Origin of the sequence: Paenibacillus sp. NPDC057886 (assembly GCF_042796655.1) — a bacterium.
Taxonomy (GTDB): domain Bacteria; phylum Bacillota; class Bacilli; order Paenibacillales; family Paenibacillaceae; genus Paenibacillus.
In genome coordinates, this window is sequence record NZ_JBHVMZ010000002.1 from 792,127 (window position 1) to 818,405 (window position 26,279).

General features: G+C 45.7%; 20 protein-coding genes. 11 read left to right on the forward strand and 9 right to left on the reverse strand.

The window, feature by feature from the left end; translation table 11 throughout:
• Positions 1 to 63 precede the first annotated feature (63 nt).
• The 8 genes from noc to rpmH all read right to left on the reverse strand — a co-directional run bounded on the left by noc (position 64) and on the right by rpmH (position 8,453).
• On the reverse strand, positions 64 to 882 hold the full coding sequence (noc, locus tag ACFVQB_RS10630) for a nucleoid occlusion protein (RefSeq protein ID WP_379437982.1): 819 nt from the start codon (positions 880 to 882) through the stop codon (positions 64 to 66).
• A 741-nt stretch (positions 883 to 1,623) separates the two neighbouring features.
• Complete coding sequence (rsmG, locus tag ACFVQB_RS10635) at positions 1,624 to 2,346, reverse strand: 16S rRNA (guanine(527)-N(7))-methyltransferase RsmG (protein ID WP_379437984.1); 723 nt, start codon at positions 2,344 to 2,346, stop codon at positions 1,624 to 1,626.
• On the reverse strand, positions 2,346 to 4,235 hold the full coding sequence (mnmG, locus tag ACFVQB_RS10640; protein ID WP_379437986.1) for a tRNA uridine-5-carboxymethylaminomethyl(34) synthesis enzyme MnmG: 1,890 nt from the start codon (positions 4,233 to 4,235) through the stop codon (positions 2,346 to 2,348). Before mnmG ends, rsmG begins: the two co-directional genes overlap by 1 nt.
• 220 nt (positions 4,236 to 4,455) lie before the next feature.
• Positions 4,456 to 5,832 carry a tRNA uridine-5-carboxymethylaminomethyl(34) synthesis GTPase MnmE gene (gene mnmE / locus ACFVQB_RS10645; protein WP_379437988.1) on the reverse strand — a complete coding sequence of 459 codons (1,377 nt, stop codon included), beginning with the start codon at positions 5,830 to 5,832 and terminating at the stop codon, positions 4,456 to 4,458.
• Between the two features lie 214 nt (positions 5,833 to 6,046).
• Positions 6,047 to 6,748 (reverse strand): RNA-binding cell elongation regulator Jag/EloR, encoded by a 702-nt coding sequence (jag, locus tag ACFVQB_RS10650; RefSeq protein ID WP_053781950.1) that lies wholly within the window; start codon positions 6,746 to 6,748, stop codon positions 6,047 to 6,049.
• Positions 6,745 to 7,626 carry a YidC/Oxa1 family membrane protein insertase gene (locus ACFVQB_RS10655; protein ID WP_379437991.1) on the reverse strand — a complete coding sequence of 294 codons (882 nt, stop codon included), beginning with the start codon at positions 7,624 to 7,626 and terminating at the stop codon, positions 6,745 to 6,747. The genes jag and ACFVQB_RS10655 overlap by 4 nt, the downstream gene beginning before the upstream one ends.
• 74 nt (positions 7,627 to 7,700) lie before the next feature.
• Positions 7,701 to 8,051 (reverse strand): ribonuclease P protein component, encoded by a 351-nt coding sequence (gene rnpA, locus ACFVQB_RS10660; protein WP_024629518.1) that lies wholly within the window; start codon positions 8,049 to 8,051, stop codon positions 7,701 to 7,703.
• Positions 8,052 to 8,318: 267 nt separating this feature from the next.
• Complete coding sequence (gene rpmH, locus ACFVQB_RS10665; protein ID WP_024629517.1) at positions 8,319 to 8,453, reverse strand: 50S ribosomal protein L34; 135 nt, start codon at positions 8,451 to 8,453, stop codon at positions 8,319 to 8,321.
• Positions 8,454 to 9,235: 782 nt separating this feature from the next.
• On the opposite strand from rpmH, the gene ACFVQB_RS10670 reads away from it, so the two are divergent.
• The 9 genes from ACFVQB_RS10670 to gyrB all read left to right on the forward strand — a co-directional run bounded on the left by ACFVQB_RS10670 (position 9,236) and on the right by gyrB (position 20,342).
• Positions 9,236 to 9,910 (forward strand): GntR family transcriptional regulator, encoded by a 675-nt coding sequence (locus ACFVQB_RS10670; RefSeq protein WP_379438016.1) that lies wholly within the window; start codon positions 9,236 to 9,238, stop codon positions 9,908 to 9,910.
• Positions 9,911 to 10,158: 248 nt separating this feature from the next.
• Complete coding sequence (locus ACFVQB_RS10675) at positions 10,159 to 11,520, forward strand: GntP family permease (RefSeq protein ID WP_053781947.1); 1,362 nt, start codon at positions 10,159 to 10,161, stop codon at positions 11,518 to 11,520.
• Positions 11,521 to 11,607: 87 nt separating this feature from the next.
• Positions 11,608 to 13,155 (forward strand): gluconokinase, encoded by a 1,548-nt coding sequence (gene gntK, locus ACFVQB_RS10680; RefSeq protein WP_379438018.1) that lies wholly within the window; start codon positions 11,608 to 11,610, stop codon positions 13,153 to 13,155.
• A 755-nt stretch (positions 13,156 to 13,910) separates the two neighbouring features.
• Complete coding sequence (dnaA, locus tag ACFVQB_RS10685; RefSeq protein WP_036611990.1) at positions 13,911 to 15,257, forward strand: chromosomal replication initiator protein DnaA; 1,347 nt, start codon at positions 13,911 to 13,913, stop codon at positions 15,255 to 15,257.
• Positions 15,258 to 15,478: 221 nt separating this feature from the next.
• Complete coding sequence (gene dnaN / locus ACFVQB_RS10690) at positions 15,479 to 16,621, forward strand: DNA polymerase III subunit beta (RefSeq protein ID WP_379438022.1); 1,143 nt, start codon at positions 15,479 to 15,481, stop codon at positions 16,619 to 16,621.
• A gap of 16 nt (positions 16,622 to 16,637) precedes the next feature.
• On the forward strand, positions 16,638 to 16,853 hold the full coding sequence (gene yaaA, locus ACFVQB_RS10695) for a S4 domain-containing protein YaaA (RefSeq protein ID WP_024629511.1): 216 nt from the start codon (positions 16,638 to 16,640) through the stop codon (positions 16,851 to 16,853).
• A 57-nt stretch (positions 16,854 to 16,910) separates the two neighbouring features.
• The gene (gene recF, locus ACFVQB_RS10700; RefSeq protein WP_024629510.1) at positions 16,911 to 18,023 is read left to right on the forward strand and encodes a DNA replication/repair protein RecF; all 1,113 of its coding nucleotides are present in this window, start codon (positions 16,911 to 16,913) and stop codon (positions 18,021 to 18,023) included.
• 13 nt (positions 18,024 to 18,036) lie between these two features.
• Entirely contained in the window at positions 18,037 to 18,285 is a 249-nt protein-coding gene (remB, locus tag ACFVQB_RS10705) for an extracellular matrix regulator RemB (protein WP_017691405.1), read from the forward strand.
• Positions 18,286 to 18,431: 146 nt separating this feature from the next.
• Positions 18,432 to 20,342, forward strand: coding sequence for a DNA topoisomerase (ATP-hydrolyzing) subunit B (gene gyrB / locus ACFVQB_RS10710; RefSeq protein ID WP_379438027.1), 1,911 nt, complete (start codon positions 18,432 to 18,434; stop codon positions 20,340 to 20,342).
• An 88-nt stretch (positions 20,343 to 20,430) separates the two neighbouring features.
• Here the strand turns inward: gyrB and ACFVQB_RS10715 are convergent, their stop codons facing one another.
• Positions 20,431 to 21,357 carry a YheC/YheD family protein gene (locus ACFVQB_RS10715; RefSeq protein ID WP_379438030.1) on the reverse strand — a complete coding sequence of 309 codons (927 nt, stop codon included), beginning with the start codon at positions 21,355 to 21,357 and terminating at the stop codon, positions 20,431 to 20,433.
• 425 nt (positions 21,358 to 21,782) lie between these two features.
• Here ACFVQB_RS10715 and gyrA point away from each other — a divergent pair, with 425 nt between their 5' ends.
• Positions 21,783 to 24,338, forward strand: a complete 2,556-nt coding sequence (gene gyrA / locus ACFVQB_RS10720) for a DNA gyrase subunit A (protein WP_379438033.1) — start codon at positions 21,783 to 21,785, stop codon at positions 24,336 to 24,338.
• A gap of 217 nt (positions 24,339 to 24,555) precedes the next feature.
• Positions 24,556 to 25,674: an HD-GYP domain-containing protein gene (locus ACFVQB_RS10725; protein ID WP_379438036.1), complete on the forward strand. Its 1,119-nt coding sequence runs from the start codon at positions 24,556 to 24,558 to the stop codon at positions 25,672 to 25,674.
• Positions 25,675 to 26,279 lie beyond the last annotated feature (605 nt).

Consider the following 26,279-nt stretch of genomic DNA (forward strand, 5'->3'; position numbering starts at 1 on the left):
CTGTTCATGCCACTCTCAACTTTATAGACAGAAAAAGCGGCCCATTGCCGCCTTAAGCTTCAATTATTTGCGTTTCGGGATATGGATAACGATCTCGTAATGGTCCTCATGGTCCGCTTCCTTCGTTTTGATGTCTAGACCGGAGCCCGATACCATATCAATGGATTGACGAATCGTATTAAGTGCAAGTCTAACGTCCCTGGTGAATGAGACACGTTTGGATTTTTTGATCTTCGAGGATTCCTTATAAAAGGCAACCCGTGCTTCCGTTTGTTTTACATTCAACTCTTTATCAATAATCTCGCCGAGCAATTTCATTTGCAACTCTTCCGTATCCAATGAAAGCAAAGCTCTGGCATGGCGCTCCGAAATCTTACGTTCCATCAGTGCTGTCTTAATGCCATCCGGAAGCTGTAACAACCGGATTTTGTTGGCGATCGTAGACTGGCTTTTGCCTAATCGCTGCGCAAGACTTTCCTGTGTAAGTTGGTGCAGGTCAATCAATTTCTGATAAGCAACAGCCTCTTCAATTGAAGTGAGTCCCTCACGCTGCAGGTTTTCGATCAATGCGATGGACGCTGCCTGAGAGTCGTTGAATTCACGTACAATGGCCGGAATATGATCCAAACCCAGTTTTCGAACTGCACGCCAGCGACGTTCCCCGGCGATAATCTCATATGATCCATTTCGTACGCGGACGACAATCGGTTGTATTACTCCATGTGTCTTGATCGTCTGCAACAACTCATCAATTTTATCATCATCAAAAATAGTACGGGGCTGATATGGGCTGCTCACAATTTCATTGACCGGAATTTGTTTAATCTCATCTCCGTTATTGCGCTCCGCCAAACCAAACAACTTCGAAAATTGTTCTTTCATTCCGTATATTACCACCTAGTTTCGTAATAGCTCCCGCAGAGTTGCAGGTGCTTCTTATTCAATATGCGACCCTTCCAAATGCTGTCGTTCTTCGAATAAGTTTTGCCTTCCATGACTCTTTCTGTAACCTATACAATTATGCTCAAAAATCTATCTATACATATAATCTATGATCTCTGTAATCCAGGACCGGATACTTCTATTCTATCATCTTTTCTTCCATAATCCTATGTTTACCTATTCTTTAAACTCTTCTAATTTTCCTGCTTTTTCTTCATGAACATTAGCGATATGACTGCTTGTACACAATAAGATATGGAGGAACTCTGTAGACAGGACCTGCTCATAGTAGCTGCGTTGTGTACTCGTTTGATACCACGCAAAATTGGATTTTCACAAGACAACCTCGGTGGCAGAATAACCCCTCCCTTGCGTGTCTTCCTATTCTATTGCCACTGCTCTTCCTCTATCCATAGGGCAATGACCTTCATTTAAGTATAGCTGTAACAAGAAAAATGATTTTCCATCAAGAAATACTTCTATGCTAAATAAATTAAATTTCCGATTCCGTTTTTCTCTACTTTATGTAATCGTAATGTAGATGCTATCTATAGATAAAAAATCAAAAAAAAGAGGATGTTTCACGTGAAACATCCTCTTTACTCTTATTGAACGTTCTTCATTAAATAAACGAAGAATACTCATCTTACCTTTTTAATACATACGATGTTACACCAGGAACTATACCAAAGGTGTTTTTAATGGTGTTCCTGGTTTACGTGGATATTTAAAAGGTGTCTTATCAAACTTTTGAATCAGAATGATATGACGTGCCGATTCTTCAACAGGTAGCTGGAACGGATGAACTGCCTTTACCCGTCCTTTCAGCTGGTTAAAGCTGAATTCAGCTTCCTTCATTTCTTCGCGCGGGTCTCCACCCTTCATTGCAGCGAATAATCCACTTTTACGAACAAAAGGCAGACAAAATTCGTTAAGCACCGCTAGCTTAGCAACTGCACGCGCAGTAACAAGGTCGTAGCTGTCACGATACCCCTCTTTGCGTCCAAGTTCCTCCGCACGACCATGAATCAATTCTACATCGGTCAAGCCGAGCGTATTTACAACATGCTGCAAAAAGCCAATACGTTTATTTAGTGAATCAATGATCGTCAGCTTGATATGCGGAAAACAAATTTTAAGCGGTAGTCCTGGGAACCCAGCCCCTGAACCAATGTCTGCAAGTTTGTTTACCTTCGACATATCTGTATAGAATGCCAGCGATACCGAATCATAGAAATGCTTTGTATATACTTGTTCACGTTCAGTAATCCCGGTTAGATTCATCTTTTCATTCCAAGCTACCAGCTCCTGAAAATACAACTCGAATTGCTCTAACTGGCGTTCATCCAGCTCCAGTCCATGTTTCTTCAGGCGCCGTTGTAGCTGCTGTTGAATATCGTCCATTATTGTCCCCTTGCTGCGGTTACACGGTTATAATGCTCCAGGTAAACCAGCAGAATGGAGATATCCGCAGGAGTAACCCCGGCAATACGGGACGCCTGTCCTATCGAGATGGGACGAATCGTAGCGAGCTTCTGTTTTGCTTCCATCGCAAGGCCATGAATTTCGTCATATATAATCGTGTCCGGAATTTTCTTTTTCTCCATTTTTTGCAAACGTTCCACGTGGATCAATTGTTTCTCAATATAACCCGCATATTTAATTTGAATTTCCACTTGCTCTTTCATGTCAGCAGTCAGTTCCACCTCGGACGGTGAGATCTGCTCAATCCAGTCATACCCGATCTCTGGGCGGCGCATCAATGTCAGAAGTGTGCTGCCATCCTGAATCGGTGTAGAACCGATCTCTTCCAGCTTCGGATTTACTTCGACAGGGCGAACTTTTGCTGCCTTCAGACGAGCCACTTCCTGCTCTACCTTAGCCTTTTTGTCCAGGAATTTGGCGTAACGCTCTTCAGGAATCAACCCGATATCGTGGCCAATTTCCGTCAAACGCATATCGGCATTATCATGACGAAGCAACAAACGGTATTCTGCACGGGAAGTCAGCAGACGGTAAGGTTCATTCGTACCTTTAGTTACGAGATCATCAATCAGTACACCAATGTACCCTTGGGAGCGATCAAGTACGACAGGCTCTTTACCCTGTACTTTACGTGAAGCGTTGATACCGGCCATTACGCCTTGTCCTGCCGCTTCTTCATACCCGGAGGTACCATTAATCTGCCCTGCTGTGAACAGACCTGGAAGACGTTTCGTTTCCAATGAAGGCCACAACTGTGTAGGCACCATCGCATCATATTCAATAGCGTAGCCGTTACGCATCATTTCTACTTTTTCCATACCCGGAATTGAACGAAGCACCGCCAATTGAACGTCCTCTGGCAGACTGGTAGACAGACCTTGTACATAGTATTCCGATGTGTTTTTGCCTTCTGGCTCCAGGAAAATCTGATGCTTCGGCTTGTCGCTAAAACGCACAATTTTATCCTCGATCGATGGGCAATAACGCGGTCCGGTCCCTTCAATAACACCTGAGAACATAGGCGCACGGTGGAGATTATCGTTAATAATCTGGTGTGTCTCCACAGAAGTATACGTCAACCAGCAAGGCAGCTGCTCATTATCGGAAGATTCCGTTTCATAAGAAAAGAACTTCGGCTTGTCATCACCTGGCTGGATTTCCGTTTTGCTAAAATCAATCGTATCCTTATGCACACGCGGCGGTGTACCTGTTTTAAAACGAACCAGGTCGAAACCAAGCTCACGCAGATGTTCGGATAACTTAAGTGAAGGCTGTTGATTATTCGGACCACTCTCGTACATCAACTCACCCATGATTACTTTACCGCGCAGATACGTACCTGTTGTCAAAACAACGGCTTTGGCCCGATACTCTGTGCCCGTCTGAGTAACCACACCTACGCACTGTCCGTCTTCAACGATCAAGCGATCAACCATGCCTTGGCGCATCGTCAGGTTGCGTTCATTCTCCATCGTTTCTTTCATCGTATGCTGGTAAGAGAATTTATCCGCCTGAGCACGAAGCGCATGAACAGCAGGTCCTTTACCTGTGTTGAGCATTCGCATCTGAATAAAGGTCTTATCGATGTTCCGTCCCATCTCTCCACCCAGTGCATCAATCTCACGTACCACATGTCCTTTTGCCGGTCCCCCAATAGATGGGTTACAAGGCATGAAGGCCACCATATCCAGATTGATGGTAATCATCAATGTTTTCGAACCCATACGGGCTGCAGCCAGTGCCGATTCCACACCAGCATGTCCTGCCCCAACGACGATTACATCATAACTGCCGCCATCAAAAGCCATTCCAGTTTACCTCCTTTTTGCCGCCGCACACCTAAATTCATGCAAACGATCTATTTTCTGTAAAAACGACGAAACACGCTCCGCACTCTACGGAGTGCATTCGATCTATATTAAGCCATCAAGTCTATAGGTACTTCAGACATATTCGCGGATTCTTTGACCATCCACAGATGGACTTTATTATCATACTACTTTTCAGAGCCGGTATGTTTGTCCGGTGTTATTTTCCGAGGCAGAATTGAGAGAAAATCTGATCAATCAACGCATCATGTGCTGTATCGCCCACGATCTCACCCAATTGCTCCCATGCCAGACGAACATCAATCTGGATCATATCAATGGGAATAAGCTGCTCTGCCGCTTCATAGGCATCGATGAGCGACTGCTTCGCTTTTTTGAGCAAAGCAATATGACGCACATTGCTGACATACGTCAGGTCGGCCGACTCCAGCTTGCCACTGAAGAACAACGTCGAGATGGCATCTTCCAATCGGTCAACGCCCAGATCATCTTTCACTGACATCGGAACAAGCCGTTCTTCGGGGATGTAACGAAGCAACACATTGCGGTCCGCCTGCGGCGCTAAGTCCATTTTATTCATAATAATAATGGATTGTCTACCGCGGATTTGTTCCAATAATTCAATCTCGTCCTGATGCAGCGGCTCGGCAGCATTGATAACCATTAATAATAGATCCGCCTCATTGACAGCAGAGCGAGAACGCTCCACCCCGATTCTCTCCACGACATCCATCGTTTCCCGAATACCTGCCGTATCGAGCAGCTTGAGCGGTATATTGTTAATCGTAACAAACTCTTCGATGACGTCACGCGTTGTACCCGGAATGTCCGTTACAATTGCGCGGTTGTCCTGGGCCAACGTATTGAGCAATGAAGATTTCCCTACGTTTGGCCGACCTACGATAGCGGTTGTGATTCCTTCACGCAGTATCTTCCCTTGCTCTGCGGTTACCAGCAATTTATCGATTTCAGTCATGACCTGACTGGATTTTTCTTTAATAAATTCAGAGGTTAGTGATTCTACATCATGCTCAGGATAATCGATATTTACTTCGATGTGAGCCAGCGTCTCCACCAGCGTGTATCTTAGATCGCGCAGCTTGGACGACAATTTGCCCTCCACCTGCTTGAGTGCAACGGAGAAAGCCCGATCGGATTTGGAACGAATGAGATCCATGACGCCTTCCGCCTGGGACAGATCAATCCGTCCATTGAGAAAGGCACGCTTTGTGAACTCGCCGGGTTCAGCGAGACGAATATCGAGCTGCAACAACAGATCCATTACACGCTTAACCGAAACCACTCCGCCATGGGCGCTAATCTCCACGACATCTTCTGTTGTGAAGGAACGTGGCGCCCGCATCACCGTAACCAATACTTCCTCAATCTTCTCTCCAGTCCCCGGATCTATAATATGACCGTAATGAACCGTGTGGGATGCTGCCTGCGTGAGTGGGGTTTTGCTGCGAAAAATCTTCTCCGTCTCCGACACTGCATCCGGGCCGCTCACCCGGATTACAGCGATACCGGCTTCTCCGACAGCTGTTGATATCGCTGTAATCGTATCACTAATCATCGTTATCTCTCCTTGCTCTATTTTAAAATTGCGCCCCTCGGGACGCTATATTAATTTCAATATATAGTTCAGTTACACAACGCTTCTTACCGCATCATTCATACCTTGATATGGCTTTACTGAAGTCGCTCTTTAGTTTTGGAAAAATACTTCTGTACGAAAAAAGCAATGGCTTCTGCACCGGGCAGGAAGCCATTGCGTCTTCAATTTCGTGTTATTTCGTCGTAATGACTACGCGCCGATTGGGCTCCTCGCCCTTGCTGTATGTCTTAATCTGCGAGTGGTTTTGCAATTTCGCATGAATGACTTTGCGTTCGAGTGGGGGCATCGGCTCCAGCACAACTTCCTTGCCGGTGCGAATGGCCTGTCCAGCCAAACGTTCAGCCAGATCCTCCAGCGTCTTGCGTCGACGTTGACGGAAATTCTCTGCATCAAGTACGATGCGAACGAAGCTTTCCGAATAACGGTTGGCTACAATGTTCGTTAAATATTGAAGGGCATCCAGCGTCTGTCCACGTCTGCCAATAATCATGCCCAGGTCTTCACCGGCAATATTGAAGATATGTCCGTCACGCTGTTTTTTGATATGCACTTCAACATCCAGTCCCATACCTGCTGCCACTTCTTTTAGGAAAGCAGCCGCTTCCTCATAGGGATTTTTAGCTGCCACACCCTCAAGTGTTGCTTCAACCTGAGGTATATGTGCGGCCGGTTTGATCGGCTGTGGAACTGGTTCGGGCACAGGCAGAAGTTTTACTTCCACTTTAGCGGCCTTTACCCCGATCAAACCCAGGAATCCTTTTGACGGCTGCTCTAACACTTGTATCTCGACCTTGTCCCGGCTCACGCCAAGCTCAGCCAATCCTTGGTTTACAGCATCTTCAACGGTTTTTCCTGACGCAATGACTTTGGTCATTTCGATTTTTTGGCCCCTTTCGAACCTTTTCCAGAGACAGTTGCCTTGCCACCGTTTTTGCGTTTAGCTCCATTTCCATTTTTGGAAGAGCTGGTCTGCTTCACGTTGACCTCAGCCACGACTTTATCATTATTCCGGTAAAGGAAATAGTTTTGCACGATCGTGTAGATGTTACTGTAGAACCAGTACAGTGGCAATGCAGCCGGGAACTGATACGACATAACGAAGATCAATATCGGGTACACCCACAGCATGAATTGCATCGGTCCAACCTGTTGTGCAGGGTTCATGCGCATCATCATCCACGTTTGTACGAATGTAGTGATGGCAGCCAGCACTGGCAAAATAAACAGGTGATCCGGCGATCCGAGTTGAAGCCACAAGAAATCATGCGTTCTCAGACTGGAGTTTCCGTAAATTGAGTTATAAAGTGCGATGTAAATCGGCATCTGAATCAGAAGTGGTAAGCAACCCGCCATCGGATTAACTTTGTTCTCCTGAAACAACTTCATTGTTTCTTGCTGAACTTTCTCAGGTGTATCTTTATACTTGGCTTGAATTTCTTTCAATTTCGGTTGAATAGCCTGCATCGCCTTGGAACTGCGTACCTGCTTCATTGTCAGCGGCAAGATTAACGTCCGTACAATCAACACCATCACAAGGACGGCTAGTCCATATTCACCGTTAAACCAGTTGGCAAATGTATCGAGCGCCAGGGAGAACCAGTAAATAACATTGCTTTGCCAGAATGATCCGTTTCTTAGATCTTCCGTAGTGACCCCGGCCCCTTGCGGAGTACATCCGGCTAGTACGGTGACCATTGCAATGACTGCAATGAGGAGAATCCACTTCCCCTTTGATGTCTTCAATCGCGACACTTCATAACCCCTCTCTTAACCATTCCATTCCACCGTAAATCATACCATAATTAGGAGGACAAATAAACCGAAGCTTACCGCTTGCCCGACTTCAAAAGAGAGCCCTTACGCATCGCATGCAGCAGGCTTTTTTCCATATCCTTATAGGACATGTCCAATGCACCTTTTCTGACGATAAAGATCAGATCCATCTGCGTGACAATCTCTTTCTCATGATGGCGTACAATTTCCTTAATCATGCGTCTCATCCGGTTGCGTACGACAGCGTTTCCGATTTTCTTGCTGCAGGATACACCCACTCGGAATTGTTCTGTATCTTTACGACGACAGCCATACACCACAAACTGATGATTGGCAAACGATTTCCCATACCGGTATACACGGCTAAAGTCCGCCCGGTTTCGTAAACGCAGTCTTTTATACACGGCGCTTCTCCTTGCTGTTCTCCACCAACATTATTGACGAAGGCCTCATTACTGATTTAGTATAGGCTTTCTTGAATAACGATAAACCGTCTTGGCGGCAACTTCATTATATAAGGAACGTTTTCGAAAAAACGGACATCTCATTCATTGAACATAAATGTACACTTATGCTTTTGCGCAACCAATTCAGACCTGACCTATACCAGCATCCAGTCTGAAATGACCTATTTAAGAAAAAAAAGACCACCTCGGTGGTCTTCACATGCATTAAGCACTCAGGACTTTACGGCCTTTAAGGCGACGTGCAGCCAGAACTTTACGTCCGTTGCTCGTGCTCATTCTTTTCCGGAAACCATGAACTTTTTTACGTTTGCTAACGTTCGGTTTGAATGTAGGTCTCAATGTATTGCACCTCCTCACAAGGAAATACTTATGTGATGAATCACTTTCATCTTCACAGAAAACACCTTTATATATTTAACCATGAACACCTGGAAAAGTCAACTGCGAGCCTCTTGCCTCCCTTCTCCTTTTAATGCCTATTCCACCCCGCCTAAACGGCCATCGATGCGTCAGCCTGTTTACAACCTTCTTAAAGCAGCATTTAGGAGCTCCAAAAGTTATCCCCAAGTCCCGATTCGTTCACCAAAAATCAGCTTTCACGGTTATCCACACCCCTCAAACCCCATAATTCTATCTTCAATTACTTTTTCAAGTTATTCACATGTGGATAAAGAATATTTTCCGATGACAGACAGCTTCATTGGCTCTGATTTTGGTTAATATTCCTACGTTTCTGAAGAAATTCAGTGGTGCAGCTATCCATTAGATGACCCATGTATTATAGCTTTTGAAGTGACATACTTTAAATTTAATGTATCCGCTTTATTCTTATGGTTTACAAGTATTCGAGAAAGGTGTAGGATAAAAAAACACATCTTGTATACAAGTATACTTATGAGAAGTGCAGTACAAATCCAGACTCATTTAAAGGAAGACAATTGTTCCTCTAGCTCTTTGAAAAATCCATTTGAAGCAGTATGACGTTCCTAAATTCAGCACGCGCACAGATCATACTGCCATTTATTCTCGTTATAAGGATTGGTGTAAAACGCTCAATCAGCAAAATAGTTGTGCTATGATCAGTATTGAACTGATTACTTATAATAGGAGCGTTAGCCATTATGCTGTTTCCTTCATCCTGGCTTCAGGGAGCTTCCCGCGGGGAAGCCATTGCCTGCGAATTAAGACTGCGGATTATTAGCGGAACCCTTCGTCCTGGCGAAATTTTGTCAGAAAATCGGATTGCCGCTGATTTTGACAGCAGTCGATCACCTGTACGTGAAGCGTTAAAAACATTGTCGAATGAAGGGCTTATTCGGCTGGAGCGCATGGGTGTCGTTGTCATTGGATTGAAAATTAAAGATGTCGAGGAATTGTATGACGTTCGTTTCCTGATTGAAAGCTTTGTACAGCAACGACTTGCAGGGGATGTCCCAGAACAATTGATTACCCAGTTAAGCAATGTGATAGACAAGATGGACTTGGCTGGACGCCACCAAGATGCGGTTGAATTTGCATATCAGGATCTGATCTTTCACGAGACCATTATCGAAGCCGCCAAGCATTCCCGTATTTTACATCTATGGAAAAGCATTCGTTATGTTGTCATGACAGTCATGCTGCTCACCACCCGCAGGGTATTTATTCAGGGCGAGCAGAAAGTAAGCGCTGTAATTGATAAACACCGTCTGCTGATTGAGGCCCTTGAATCGGGTGACAAAGAACGGATTCAATCTGGAGTTCGTACGTATTTCCAGGATTCAGGCAAGACGTTGCACGAAAGCTTTGATTCCTAATGACAAGGTGATGAAATTCCATTCATCACTTCGTGGAATATCTGTGCAGGGAGTTTGCAATCATATCCATTGTGAATGATTGCCTTCCAACTTGTCGACAAGTATACAAAATGCGATTTGTTTCAATTTTTTGGGGCATATTAAGGGGGATTTAGCAGCCCAGGCTACATGAATTGTAAAGCAACTTCCCTCCACCTGATCATAGATCAGTTGTAAGCGTTATATATCACAATAAAGGAGCATACTTCATGAGCACTCTTTTTGGGTTATCCCACAATGCAACGTTATTGGTCTGGACATTGATTGCGATCGTATTTCTGATCGTATTGATCTCCAAATATAAATGGAATCCTTTCATTACTCTTTTGATATCGGCATTAATGCTTGGTTTACTCGCTGGTATGAAGCCTGCCGATGTAATTACTTCTATTACTGGTGGACTTGGTGGCACACTTGGAACGATCGCCATCGTTATCGGTCTGGGCACGATGCTTGGTAAGATGATGGCTGAATCCGGCGGAGCCGAGCGTATTGCCACCACTCTTGTGGATCGTTTCGGTGTGAAACGTGTGCATTGGGCGATGATGATTGTTGGTTTTATCGTCGGTATTCCTGTTTTCTTCGAAGTCGGCGTCATTCTGCTGATTCCGATCATTTTTACCGTTGCACGTAAAACCAATATGTCGCTGCTGCAAATCGGTATTCCGATTTTGGCAGGTCTTTCGACTGTACATGGTCTGGTTCCACCTCACCCGGCACCCATGATTGCGATCGAAGCGTTCAGCGCCGATTTGGGAAAAACGATCTTGTACTCCCTTATTGTAGGTATCCCTACTGCTATTATCGCTGGACCTCTGTTCGGTAAATTTATCGGTAAAAGAATACATACCGAACCGCCTGCAGAGCTGGCTGAACAATTCGCTACGAAAAAAAGCAACAACTTGCCTGGTTTCGGAATAACCCTGTTTACCATCTTGCTGCCGGTCATTTTGATGCTTATTGGCTCTATCGCCAATATCGTAGACCCGGATGCCACAAGCGGATTTACGGTTTTCTGTGAATTTATTGGCCATGAAATTATAGCGCTGCTGATCTCCGTCGTGTTCGCCCTCTTTTCACTCGGCTTCTCACGCGGGTTCAACAAACATGACATCTCCCGCTTCACCAGTGAATGTCTGGCGCCTACGGCGACCATCATTCTCATTATTGGCGGAGGCGGTGCGTTCAAGCAGGTGTTGATCAATAGCGGCGTAGGTAATGCCATTGCTGAGGTCGCCACACATGCCAATATTAACGTAATCCTGTTCGCCTGGCTTGTAGCTGCACTCATTCGGGTTGCTACCGGTTCAGCGACTGTGGCAATGACGACAGCAGCTGGTATTGTAGCTCCGGTTCTTGCACTAACCCCAGGTGCCAATATTGAGCTGGTTGTACTCGCTACTGGTGCAGGTTCACTTGTTCTCTCCCACGTGAATGACGCAGGCTTCTGGATGATCAAAGAATTCTTCAATATGAGCGTATCACAGACCCTGAAGACGTGGACCGTTATGGAAACACTACTATCTGTCGTTGGACTGATCTTTATTTTGCTGCTGAGTACAGTTGTATAAATTGAATATCTATATAGAAGAAGAAAATAAGTTCAAATAATTCGAGTTTTAACTTTACGGGTTCAAAAGAAAGAAGGTTTATTTAAAATGAACAACTATATGATTGGTATGGATATCGGTACAACCAGTACCAAATCCGTACTATTTACGGAACAGGGTGAAGTTGTAAGCACATCGACTCAGGAATATCCTTTATACACCCCAGCTCCGGATGTCGCTGAGCAGGATCCAGAACAAATTGTGCAAGCTGCCCTTCGCTCCGTACGCGGCGTGATGGATCAAAGCGGCGTAGCTGCGGAACAAATTATGTTCGTGTCCTGCAGCTCTGCCATGCACAGTGTCATTGCGATGGGACAAGATGGCACCCCCCTCACCCGCTGCATCACTTGGGCTGATAACCGGAGTGCTGCCTGGGCTGCCAAACTGCAAGAGAATGGACTGGGCCATCGTATCTATTTGCGTACAGGTACACCGATTCACCCCATGTCGCCACTGACCAAATTAATGTGGCTGCGCCATGACGAGCCTGAACTTTTTCAACGCACGGCCAAATTTATCTCTATTAAAGAATATTTGTTCTTCCGTCTGTTCGGTCAATATGTCGTAGATCACTCCATCGCCTCCTGTACCGGCCTACTCAATCTGGAACAACTGGATTGGGATGTCGAAGCCCTTGAGGTTGCAGGCATTACAGCTGACCATCTATCGAAGCTCGTCCCGACCACACATACTATAGAGGGAATGGATCGTACATGGGCTGAAAAAATGGCCCTCTCCCCCTCTACTCCCTTCGTCGTCGGTGCAAGTGACGGGGTATTGTCCAATCTGGGTGTAAACGCCATTGAGCCTGGCGTTGTTGCAGCAACGATCGGCACCAGCGGAGCGATTCGCACCGTCGTTGACCGTCCTGTTACCGATCCCAAAGGTAGAACGTTCTGTTATGCCCTCACCGAGAATCTTTGGGTTATCGGCGGACCTGTGAATAACGGTGGCATGCTTTTCCGCTGGGTACGGGACGAATTCGCTGCTTCGGAAGTGGAAACAGCCAAACGGCTCGGTATTAATTCCTATGATGTACTCACCAAGATTGCAGAACGCGTCAGTCCGGGGTCGGAAGGGCTTCTATTCCATCCGTACCTTTCAGGGGAACGCGCCCCTTTATGGAATCCGGACGCCCGAGGTTCCTTCTTTGGTTTGACCCTTCATCACCAGAAAGAGCATATGATCCGTTCCGTTTTGGAAGGGGTTATTTTCAACCTATATACAGTACTGCTGGCCATGGAAGAACAGATCGGACAACCTACCTCCATTCAGGCAACGGGTGGTTTCGCTCGTTCCCCACTCTGGCGTCAGATGATGTCCGATATATTCAACCAGGAAGTCATCGTGCCTGAGAGCTTCGAAAGTTCCTGTCTGGGGGCTGTCGTGCTCGGTCTTTATGCGACAGGGCGAATTAAGTCGCTTCATGCCGTTTCATCTATGGTAGGTACAACGCACAAGCATACCCCTATCAAAGAACATGCATCGATCTACCAGGAGCTGCTCCCCATCTTTATTCGCATTTCGCGAAAATTGGAAGAAGAATACGCAGACATCGCGGAATTCCAACGTAAATTTTCCGCTCATATCGAGTAAATCATCCTTTTATAACCACCAAAAAGAGGTTGTTCTCTTTGACCACCATTCCGGTCTTAAAGAACAACCTCTTTTTGGCATAAACAAATCTGCTTCAATGATCCAATGTTTGCGCGCATATCCACCTACCTCTTTTAGGAATAAATTCTACGTTTAGTTCATACAAATCAGTACACGCTCCTTCCGTTCAACAGGCATCTCCTTGACCTCCGATGTCTTTCATTTTGTCGTGTCCTCAATTCCTCTCTTCGAAAAAGGAAAACGGGCATGAAGAGTCACTCTCCTGTAAATCCCCAAAACGGTAATTTTCACTTTACGGTTATCCACAGAGAGGTTATTCACAAACAGAGAATATTTTCACACACAATTCAGCATCATTTGACGAATAACCTGTGTATAAAATAATTTGGGTTTTTGGGTCATCTTGTCGAAAGTTAAACAATTTATAAACAATATATTGTGTTGTGATTAAAAATTATACACAAGTTATTGAATTTGTGGATAAAATCACACGATACATTGAAATGCCGGGCTTCTTTTGCTATGATTGTATTACTTTTGGATGTGAATATGTGATCTGACCCATAATATTATCAACAGCCTGTGGATAAAGTTGTGAACAATTTTCCGTTGTTCATTCTTTTTTTGTTTTCGACCTGCGGGGGTTTGGGGATAAATTCAACAATATATCTCGTATTTCGACACTGAATCATGGCTTAAGCCACACTTGGAACATGTAAAAGGAGTGACAGTCTGTGGACAGCCATACTTCTGATTTATGGCAGCAAATTTTATCAATCATACAAAACAAGCTCAGCAAACCCAGCTTTGACACTTGGTTCAAAGCAACCAAAGCGACCAAGCTGAATGATCGTTCGATCGTCATATCCGCACCAACCACGTTTGCCGTCGAATGGCTGGAGAGCCGTTACACCAAACTGGTCGGATCGACGGTATATGAGCTGCTTGGCAAACAGGTCGATGTGAAATTTGTCATCGAGGAGAACAAGCCTGCTGAACCGGACCCTCAACTGCCAGCGCCAACGCCTACAGTTGTTCAGGAAGAAGCGGTACTCAGCATGCTGAATCCGAAATATACATTCGATACATTTGTCATTGGGCCGGGCAACCGTTTTGCCCACGCCGCATCGCTGGCGGTCGCTGAAGCGCCCGCCAAAGCTTACAATCCTCTGTTTCTCTATGGAGGGGTAGGTCTCGGCAAAACTCACTTGATGCATGCGATCGGACATTACGTCCTGGAGCATGATCCGGGCAGCAAAGTTGTTTATTTGTCATCTGAGAAATTCACGAACGAATTCATTAACTCGATCCGTGACAACCGCGGGGAGAGTTTCCGTAACAAATACCGTAGTGTCGATATTCTGCTCATTGATGATATTCAGTTCTTGGCTGGAAAAGAATCGACGCAAGAGGAATTTTTCCATACGTTTAATGCGCTGCATGAGGAACGGAAACAGATCATCATCTCCAGCGACAGACCGCCGAAGGAAATTCCGACCCTGGAAGAACGGCTTCGTTCCCGTTTTGAATGGGGGTTAATTACGGATATCCAGCCTCCAGATCTGGAGACACGGATTGCTATTTTGCGTAAAAAAGCTCGTGCGGAAAACCTGGATATTCCGAATGAGGCGATGATGTACATCGCCAACCAGATTGATACCAATATTCGTGAACTGGAAGGTGCCCTGATTCGGGTTGTTGCCTATTCTTCGCTGACTAATCAAGATGTAACCACTCATCTAGCAGCTGAAGCACTGAAGGATATTATTCCTTCCAGTCGACCGAAAATGATCACTATTCACGACATCCAACAAAAGGTCGGCGAGTATTACAGCCTTAAGCTTGAAGATTTCAAAGCACGGAAACGGACCAAGGCCGTTGCGTTCCCAAGACAGATTGCCATGTATCTCTCTCGTGAACTTACAGACTTTTCTCTGCCCAAAATCGGTGAAGCATTCGGAGGGCGAGATCATACCACCGTCATACATGCTCATGAAAAGATCTCCCAAGCGATTAAAAACGATCAAGATCTCTATAAAGTTATCAACAACTTAACCGAAAAAATTAAGAATCCAACCTGAACAAGTCCCAAGCCTATGCACAACGTGTACACATGTGGATAGGCTTGATTTTATGGGTTTATACCCACTTATCCACATATTCAGTGCCCCTATTACTATTATTACTATAAAGATCTAAAAGATATCATCTCCAAATAAGCGATTTCGAAGCTCGGCCTCCGGCCTTTTGAAAAACACATTTCAACACCTCAACACCCAAAAAACCCGCTAGGAGTGAAACCATGAAAATCAGCATAATGAAAAGCTACTTGAACGAATCCATCCAGCAAGTATCCAAAGCCATCTCAAGCCGTACGACGATCCCGATTTTGAGCGGTATCAAATTCGACGTTAATCATCAAGGTGTGACGTTGACAGCAAGCGACACCGATATTTCAATTCAATCCTTCATCCCGCTTGAAGATGGAGATAAAAGTGTTGTCCAGGTGGAACAACCAGGTAGCGTTGTTCTGCCAGCCAAGTTTTTTGTCGAGATCATCAAAAAGCTGCCTTCCCAAGAAGTGCACATGGAGGTAAAAGAAAACTTCAACACCTTTATCTCCGCAGGAGCTACCGAAATTCAACTGGTTGGTCTTGATCCGGAAGAATTCCCGGTATTGCCAAGCATCGAAGAAAACCAAACCGTCTCCATTCCAGGAGATTTGCTCAAAAATATGATTAAACAAACCGTATTCTCCATTTCCACACATGAAACTACGCCGATTCTGACAGGTGTACTCTGGAGTTTGGGCGACAATGAACTGAAATTTGTGGCAACTGACCGTCACCGTCTTGCTACTCGTTCAGCAATGCTGGATAATGCAGAAGGTGTGAGATTCAACAATGTGGTGATCTCGGGCAAAACGCTGAACGAACTCAGCAAAATTGTGCCGGATCAAAATACACTTGTGGATATCGTTGTCGCTGACAACCAGGTTTTGTTCAAAATCGACCGTGTTCTGTTCTATTCGCGCATTTTGGACGGAACTTATCCGGATACTTCTAGAATTATTCCGACTTCGTACAAAACAGAACTCGTTTTGGATACCAAAAAATTAAGCGAATCTATCGACCGGGCTTATTTGCTGTCGCGTGAAGAAAAAACAAACATTGTGCGGATGCAGACGATGGATTCCGGATCGATCGAAATTTCATCAAGCTCTTCCGAGCTGGGGAAAGTAAGAGAAGAGATCGATCCTGCCGACTTTAACGGCGAACCGCTGAAAATTTCGTTCAACTCCAAATATATGCTGGATGTGCTGAAAGTGGTGGAAAGTGAGCAGCTGATGATCGCTTTCACTGGCGTCATGAGCCCCATCATCCTGAAACCGCTGGATGACAGTCACAGCTTGTACGTCATATTGCCTTACCGGACGACCAACTAACGAGAGGAAGATCCTAGTGAACCAAGTAGCGATTCGTACGGAATATATTAAGCTTGACCAATTTTTGAAACTGGCTGATTGCATCCCAACCGGAGGTATGGCCAAAGCATTGCTTCAGGACGGACTTGTACGTGTGAATAAAGAGCCTGAGGAACGCCGGGGACGCAAGTTATACCCTGGGGATATCGTTGAGGTGGACGGAGAAGGTTCGTTCGAAGTTGTCGCACAATAAGAAGACCAGTTAGATCCTGCTGCCTCCTGACGGACGGGATAAAAGGGAGGTTACCGCGTGTTTGTAAACAGCATAGATCTGCAGCAATTCCGCAATTATGAACATCTGAGACTCGATTCATTTGGTCCTGTGAATCTTTTGATCGGGCAAAATGCTCAAGGCAAGACCAATCTTGCAGAAGCCATTTTTGTGCTTGCACTCACCAAGAGCCACCGTACATCCCGCGACAAGGAACTGATTCGTTTCGGTGAAGAACGCGCGAGGCTTGCAGCAGAAGTCGACAAAAAGTACGGATCGGTCAAGCTCGAGCTATCTTTGTCGCAACAAGGCAAAAAAGCAAAGATCAACGGACTGGAACAGCGCAAGCTGAGTGATTTTGTCGGAGCGCTTAATGTGGTGATGTTTGCACCGGAAGATCTAGAGATTGTCAAAGGCACACCGGGGGTACGCCGCCGGTTTCTTGACATGGAGATTGGACAGGTGGCTCCAGGCTACCTGTATCATCTGCAGCAATATCAAAAAGTGCTCGTCCAGCGTAACAATCTGCTCAAGCAATTATGGGGGCAGAACGCTTCAGCCCAGACCATGCTTGAGGTGTGGAATGAACAACTGGTGGAGCATGGTGTTAAAATCGTCAAAAAAAGGAAACAATTCATAAAGAAACTTCAAAAGTGGGCAGAAACGATTCATCAGGGCATCACCGGAGGCGGAGAAGTCCTGCGCCTGGCCTACCTTCCTTCCTTCAGCGAAGCCGCTGAGGAAGATGAAGCTGTCTTAATGGACCAATTTATGATAAAATTATCACAAATGAAAGAGCAGGAGATTCGCCGAGGCACAACGCTTAGTGGGCCGCATCGGGATGACCTGTCCTTTTTCATTAACGATCGGGAAGTACAAACGTATGGCTCGCAAGGGCAGCAGCGCACAACGGCGTTGTCCCTTAAACTTGCGGAAATTGAACTGATTCATGAAGAAATCGGAGAATATCCGGTCCTGCTGCTGGACGATGTACTGTCTGAACTGGATCCTTTTCGTCAGACGCAGCTGATCGAAACGTTCCAGAGCAAGGTGCAAACCTTTATTACGGCTACCGGCATCGAGAGTCTGAACGTTGACAAACTCAAAGATGCCAGTATTTATCACGTTCATGCCGGACAGGTTGAACGCTAAGGAGTGAGGGCTTATGTACATTCATCTGGGCGGTGAGAAGATTATCCGTTCTTCCGAATTGGTCGCTATTTTTGATATATCGATTGAAAAATCCTCAAAAATCTCCAAGCAGTATGTCACGCATGCAGAGCAGGAAAAAACAGTGGAGCATATTGGTGAAGAGGAAGCCAAGTCCATTGTCGTGACCAAAAACATTGTGTACTACTCGCCTATTTCCTCAGCTACGCTCAAGAAGCGAGCTCACATTTTTCCTGATCTCTAGCCTATCGGCGGTACGAGTTATTGTACCTTTTGCTGCTTGTCTTTATTTAGATTGCTTACTGGAATTAAGGGAATATGTTCATTTCAGCATGCATTCTTAGTTAACGCATATTTACGATATTGAATCTATAGAAGTAGGTGAAAGGCATGTCTATGAATCAACCGTCATATGGTGCAGATGAAATTCAAGTACTTGAAGGGCTGGAAGCCGTACGTAAACGACCGGGGATGTATATTGGTTCCACCAGTGCCAAAGGTCTGCATCATCTCGTTTGGGAAGTAGTGGACAACAGTATTGACGAAGCACTCGCAGGTTATTGTGACCATATCGAAGTTACTATTCATGAAGATAACAGCGTCACTGTAGTCGATAACGGGCGGGGGATTCCTGTCGGCGAACATGCCAAAATGAAACGTCCTGCGCTTGAGGTTGTAATGACTGTTCTGCATGCGGGCGGTAAATTTGGCGGTGGCGGGTACAAAGTATCCGGTGGTCTACATGGGGTAGGTGTATCTGTCGTCAATGCTCTATCAGCGAAGGTTGTTGTTACAGTTAAGGTTGACGGCCATGTGTATCAACAGGAATACCGTCGCGGTGCTCCGCAGTATGATCTGAAAACGATCGGTACAACGGAGGATACGGGAACAACGGTTACGTTCCATCCGGATCCGGAGATTTTCACGGAAACAAGAGTTTATGACTATGAAACTTTGCTGACCCGTATTCGTGAGCTCGCGTTCCTGAACAAGGGAATTGGCATGACCTTAACCGATGAACGTACAGGTGTAACCAACTCTTTCCTGTATGAGGGCGGTATTATCGAGTATGTCTCCTTCCTGAACCAGAAGCGCGAAGTGCTGCACGAAAACCCGATTTATGTGGAAGGATCAAGAGACAACATTCAGGTTGAAGTTGCATTGCAATACAATGACAGCTACACCGAGAATATTTATTCTTTTGCGAACAACATCAACACACATGAGGGTGGAACGCACGAATCCGGATTCAAGAGTGCCCTTACCCGGATTATCAATGATTATGCACGCAAAGCGGGCGTAATCAAAGACAGCACAGGTAACCTGTCCGGGGATGATGTACGTGAAGGTCTGACAGCGATCATCTCAGTCAAGATCCCTGAACCGCAATTTGAGGGACAGACGAAGACCAAGCTGGGTAACAGTGAAGTGCGCGGAATTGTCGAATCCCTGTTTGCTGAGAAGCTGCAGGAATTCCTGGAAGAGAATCCTTCCGTATCCCGTCGCATTTTGGAAAAAGGACTGCAAGCTGCCCGTGCACGTGAAGCAGCTCGTAAAGCCCGTGAACTGACGCGTCGTAAAGGTGCACTCGAAGTCAGCTCTTTGCCAGGTAAATTGGCCGACTGTTCATCCAAGGATGCTTCAATCAGTGAATTGTACATCGTCGAAGGTGACTCCGCTGGTGGATCAGCGAAGCAAGGACGAGATCGTCATTTCCAAGCGATTTTGCCACTACGTGGTAAGATTCTGAACGTGGAAAAAGCACGCCTTGACCGGATTTTGGGTAATGCGGAGATCAGAGCGATCATTACCGCAATGGGGACCGGGATTGGTGATGACTTCGATATTGCCAAAGCACGTTATCACAAAATCATTTTGATGACGGATGCCGACGTCGATGGCGCCCACATTAGAACATTGCTTCTGACATTCCTCTATCGCTATATGCGTAAAATCATTGAGGCGGGTTATGTATACATTGCCCAACCGCCATTGTTCAAGATTGAGCGCAATAAAGTGATTCGTTATGCTGGTTCCGAGAAGGAACGCGATGAAATTATTGCAACTCTCGGCGAAAATGCGAAGTTCAATATCCAGCGTTATAAAGGTCTCGGTGAGATGAATGCTGGACAATTGTGGGAAACGACGATGGACCCTGAGAGCCGGACCATGCTTCAAGTATCGATCAGCGATGCGATGTTGGCCGATGCCATGTTCGACACCCTGATGGGAGATAATGTTGAACCTCGTCGTGACTTTATTCAGGAAAATGCAAAATACGTGAAAAACCTCGACATCTAACGATATTCGAAGAGGCGCCTGCGAGGGCGCCTCTTTTACATTATGGGGTTATAACATAGAAATTTTAGGCCGGACTCTGGAGTGCCTGTTATCGGTGTGTGCGGCTTTTGGGAGAGGAGGCCTCGACCTTTGGGGAGGTACGAGATGTTTTCCCTTTTTTGGAGGGTAATCTGCCGTACGCTCTCGCATAACGCTTGATCTTCCGGTACGTTTCCTTATCGGGCAACAGGCCAAAAGCATAAATGCCCGGCAATGTGTTAACTTCAATAATCCATGGCCGTCCATCTTCATCCAGTGCGATATCGATACCAATCTCTTTGAGTCTTGGAAATGACTGCTGAAGCTGTACCGCTGTATGAATGCCTAAACGATATAGCTCACTGCGCAGTTGCTGGAACAGATCCTGGTCAAAATGAGGGCGTACCAACTCATTAAAGGTGGCCAATCGTCCGCCGCCATGAATGTTGGTAATGATCTTGCCCGGTGCAGCAACTCTTCCCAGGATACCTGTCGTTTCCCAGTTGCGTTGTAGATTTTTCTGGGTCAGTACCCGCAGGTCAAAAGGTAACCCATCATGTTTCATCAGCGGAATACCTTGCTGAATAATGTAGTCCCGCTCCTGGATACGTTCAGTGAGCGCCAGATCCAGCTCATCGAGGGAATGGAAGTGTTTCTCCTCCGTCCCATATCGAAGTTCATACGTTGTCAGGGGGACTTCAGCAGAGTTCTCGGCACCGACTTCAGCTGCGGAAGGGGAGAGTGGATCAACAGCGTTTTCTGATGTGCTTGCATCGATAATCGGGTGTGGGTCTATACGGATGGTTTTTACACGCATAACACCATTTCCGTAGGTTCCCCGATCCGGTTTGATATAGTTTGACTCGAATAATTCAGTCATCCGTTCCAGGGTCTGGCGATTATATTGTCGTGTTACCGGTATATATCCATTCACATTACGGCTGCGTTGTAACACAGCTGTCTTGGTCCATTTGCTGGAGACACGCTGGATGCCCAAGAGCCATCAGTCCTTTCGTGTTTTAATGGGGTTTATAAGAGTGGCAGACGCGGAGAAATCAAAGGACAAGAGATGATTTCAGTGGTATAATAGAGAAATATGGCGTTTTGTGCGGTTTTGTTGCACAGATGTAGTTTGATCGTAGAACGGGAACGGTCTCAGCCTGAATATACACAGTACAATTGCCGCTTTTTCTAGCATTGTATGTGCAAATGGGGAGGAAGGCAGGGCGAACCCCCAGACTCTCTAAAGTTCCCGGAAGAAAGGCTATTGCCCAGCGGACGTTTAATTGTTTACCTTTTGTGAAAGTAATATAATAAAGAGTAGCGTCCTTGTGCGGTTTTAGCCTTGTTAGGCTCTTCACATATATTAATTTTTGAATGAAAGAATGGAATGTTTGTTGAAGGACAAGAAGGAGGTCCAGCATGGCGGAAGAAATGAACTCGCAGATTAAAGATCGGGATATTGGCGTCGAGATGCGTGAATCGTTTATGGATTATGCGATGAGCATTATTGTGAGCCGTGCCTTACCTGACGTGCGTGACGGATTGAAGCCGGTTCACCGGCGTATTCTGTACGCAATGTCCGAGCTAGGCATGACACCCGATAAACCACATAAAAAATCAGCCAGAATCGTCGGCGAAGTTATCGGTAAGTATCACCCACACGGTGACTCTGCCGTATACGAAACGATGGTACGGATGGCACAGGATTTCTCCCTGCGCTACATGCACGTAGATGGACATGGTAACTTTGGATCGGTGGATGGCGATATGGCAGCAGCCATGCGTTATACGGAAGCCCGGTTGTCCAAGATTGCCATGGAAATGCTTAGAGACATCAACAAGGATACGATCGACTTCCAGCCGAACTATGACGGTGAAGAAAGTGAACCTATCGTTCTGCCAGCTCGTTTCCCTAACTTGCTTGTCAATGGTGTAGGCGGGATTGCGGTAGGTATGGCGACCAACATTCCTCCTCATAACCTGGGAGAGGTTATTGACGGCGTACAGGCCATGATCAAAAATCCGGATATCACTTCCATGGAATTGATGGATTATATTCACGGACCAGACTTCCCAACTTCCGGTTATATTTTGGGACGCTCCGGCATTCGCCAGGCGTATCAGACCGGACGTGGTTCAGTAACGATGCGGGCCAAAACCAACATCGAAGAAAACAACAACAAAGCACGGATTATCGTTACGGAACTTCCTTATCAGGTGAATAAGGCAAGACTCGTTGAGAAGATTGCTGAGTTGGTACGTGATAAAAAGATTGATGGTATTACGGATCTCCGTGATGAGTCTGACCGTAACGGTATGCGGATTGTGATTGAGCTTCGCAGAGATGTGAACCCGGGTGTAGTGCTGAACAATCTGTACAAGCATACAGCGATGCAGTCCACCTTCGGAATTAACATGCTCGCGATTGTAAATAAAGAACCTAAGATTCTGAATCTGCGTGAAGTGTTGTATCACTACTTGCAGCATCAGATTGAGGTTATACGTAGACGTACACAATTCGAACTGAAAAAAGCGGAAGCACGTGCACACATTCTGGAGGGCTTGCGTATCGCGCTGGATCACATCGACGAAATTATTGCGTTGATTCGTTCATCCAGCAATACAGATGCAGCCAGAGAAGGTCTGATCGAGCGTTTCTCACTCAGTCATGATCAGGCTCAAGCTATCCTCGATATGCGTCTGCAACGCCTGACAGGTCTGGAACGTGAGCGCATCGAAAATGAGTATAACGAACTGATGGTCAAAATTAAGGAATATCGTGAAATTTTGGCCAACGAGCACCTGGTGCTCGAAATTATCAGCACGGAGCTGCAAGAAATCCGTGATCGCTTCAGCGATGATCGTCGTACCGAAATCACTGTAGGTGAAGAGAGCATTCTGGACGAGGATCTGATTCCGCGTGAAGAGGTTATCATCACCATTACCCATACAGGCTATGTGAAACGTCTGCCGGTATCGACATACCGCAGTCAGAAGCGTGGCGGCCGTGGGGTTGTGGGAATGGACACCAAAGATACTGACTTTGTTGAACATCTATTTGTGACCAATTCCCATAATTACCTCATGTTCTTTACCGACAAAGGTAAAGTGTACCGTCTCAAAGCTTATGAGATTCCAGAGCTTGGACGTACAGCACGGGGAACGCCGATTATCAACCTGATTCAGATCGAGCAGGGTGAATCGGTCAACGCCGTAATTCCGGTTCAGGAATTCGAAAGTGACAAGTATCTGTTCTTTGCTACCCGTCAAGGGGTTGTGAAGAAGACACCACTTGAGGATTACACGAACATTCGCAAAGGCGGTCTGATCGGAATTTCCCTGCGTGATGATGATGCCCTTATTGATGTTAAGCTGACAGACGGACAGCAAGAGATCATTATGGGTACAGCTCACGGGATGTCCATCCGATTCTCGGAAGGAAATGTTCGTTCCATGGGACGGAGTGCAACCGGGGTTAAAGGGATCACACTGGATGAGCAGGATGTCGTAATCGGTATGGACGTTGTTGATCAGGAACTGGATGTTCTGATTGTTACAGCCAAAGGTTACGGTAAACGTACCCCTGTCAGTGATTATCGGATGCAGACTCGTGGCGGTAAAGGGATTAAAACCATTAACGTCACAGATAAGAACGGTGCGGTAGTCAGTCTGAAAATGGTTAAGACGGAAGAAGATCTGATGATCATCACTTCCAGTGGTACATTAATCCGGATGAGTATGGAAGGCATATCCACGATGGGTCGATACACGCAAGGCGTGAAGCTGATTCATATTCGGGATGAAGATGCCGTAGCTACAGTCAGCCGAATTGACAAGAATGAGGAAGAACCAGACGACGAAGAATTGCTTGAAGGCGCAGAAGCTGCTGATTCTGAAGGTTCAGAGTCAACTCTGGATGAAGGCGCGGTTTCCGATGCTGAAGTTGAGGGCGATGATTCAGGTTCCGAAGCATAGGATCAATTTTCTATAACGAAAATCATTGCATGATTGCAGTGAAGTTGGAGGGCTCCCATATGGGGGCCCTTTGTTATTTTCACAGCTCCAGGACCATTCTCCTCGAAATCTGGGATGTACAGCCTGATTTTTGGGTAATATAATGGGAATTAACGTGAAAAACCGGGACTATGGTCTTGTTATCATTATAGAAGAACGATGAGTGAGGGGAATAAACATGGGATTAATCACCCTGTCTGAAGTTAAACCAGGACTTAAACTGGGGAATGACGTGCAAACGCTTCGTGGCAATGTGCTGTTTCAGAAGGGCAAAGTCATTTTGCCCAAAGATGTGGAAGTACTCAGAGCCTTTATGATTCATCAAGTGGACATCGAGCAAGAGAGAACAGGGACAAGCACTACAGGTTCTAAGGCCTCATCCGCATCTTCAGGCCATGCAGGTAATGAGAAGAACGGAGAACGGGCAGGGAAAGGCAGCAGCGCACCCTCCGCACCCGCAGTAACATCTCTGCATGAAGAGTATGAAAAGATGGTTGGACTGACCAAAAACGCTTTTCTATCCTCCCTGGCGGCTGAATTACCTGTATATGAGTTGCGTACACAGCTGGAAGCATTGTTTGTTCATCTCAAACAGTATAATGTGCTTACCTTCAGTCCACGAGTGATGCAAGAACATGATTATGTGTATCACCATGCCGTCTTGAGTGCCATTACATCTTATCAGTTGGCACAGTGGATGGATCTGCCGTCCAAAGACTGGATGCAGGTAGCTTTTGCAGGATTGTTCCATGATATTGGTAATAGCAAAGTGGATCCACAGATTCTCCATAAACCCTCTACGTTAACTGCATCAGAGCAGGCAGAGATCCAACAGCATACGAAATATGGCTATCAGGTGCTGAAACAGGCGAAGGCCATCAATGAGGGAGCTAGACTTGCAGCATTGCAGCATCATGAAAAAGTGGATGGGTCGGGTTACCCGCTTCAGCTCAGCGGCACGCAGATTCATATCTATGCCAAAATTGTAGCTATCGCTGATATCTTCCACGCTATGACTCTGGAGAAGATCTATCGCAAGGCGCAGTCACCGTACTTGGTACTTGAACAAATACAGAGTGAGGCTTTTGGCAAATTGGATCCTGCCATCGTGAATGTATTCGTCCAGCGCTCCACACAGATCCATAACGGTATCCGAGTGAAGCTTAGCAATAATCAAATTGGTGAGATCATATTCTCAGATCGGGATCATCCTACACGGCCGATGGTATCGGTAGAGGGAACAATCATCAATCTGATGCAGCAAAGGCAGCTACATATCCAGGAAGTCATTGGGTAGCTTAATCTTTAATTCATATATAAGAACAGGGCCTTTCCAATATGGAGAGGCTTTTTTATTAAACTTAATGTAGAGTATGAGAATAGCATGTATAGGTGGAGAGATATTCTTACGCGACTTAAACAGTGTAATGTATATATGATCAGCCTAATATGGGAGTCATATTAGAGGGAGTGTAGAAAGATATAACTTTATTGAAAATAAAGCTTGCATTACAAATATGTACATGGTATATTCTAATTCCGGCCAAGAAAACACGAGAAACACAGTGCAGCAAGCGAATGAAATAAGCTTCGAAAGAAACTTAAAAAAAGAGCTTGCAAAGTTGGTTCGGATGTGATAAGATATAAAAGTTGCTGAGGTGAACAACGCCCGGCAGTGAAACAAGTTTGATCTTTGAAAACTGAACAACGAGTGAGTAACGATCTTGCTTGCAAGATCGACGCTGAGAAATCGGTACAAGCCTTCGGGCTGTATGATTTGGAAGCAAAATAAATGAGATTTTTAATCTCGTCAGTTTCAAAATGAGCTTATCGCTCTTTTCAATACTTTATTGGAGAGTTTGATCCTGGCTCAGGACGAACGCTGGCGGCATGCCTAATACA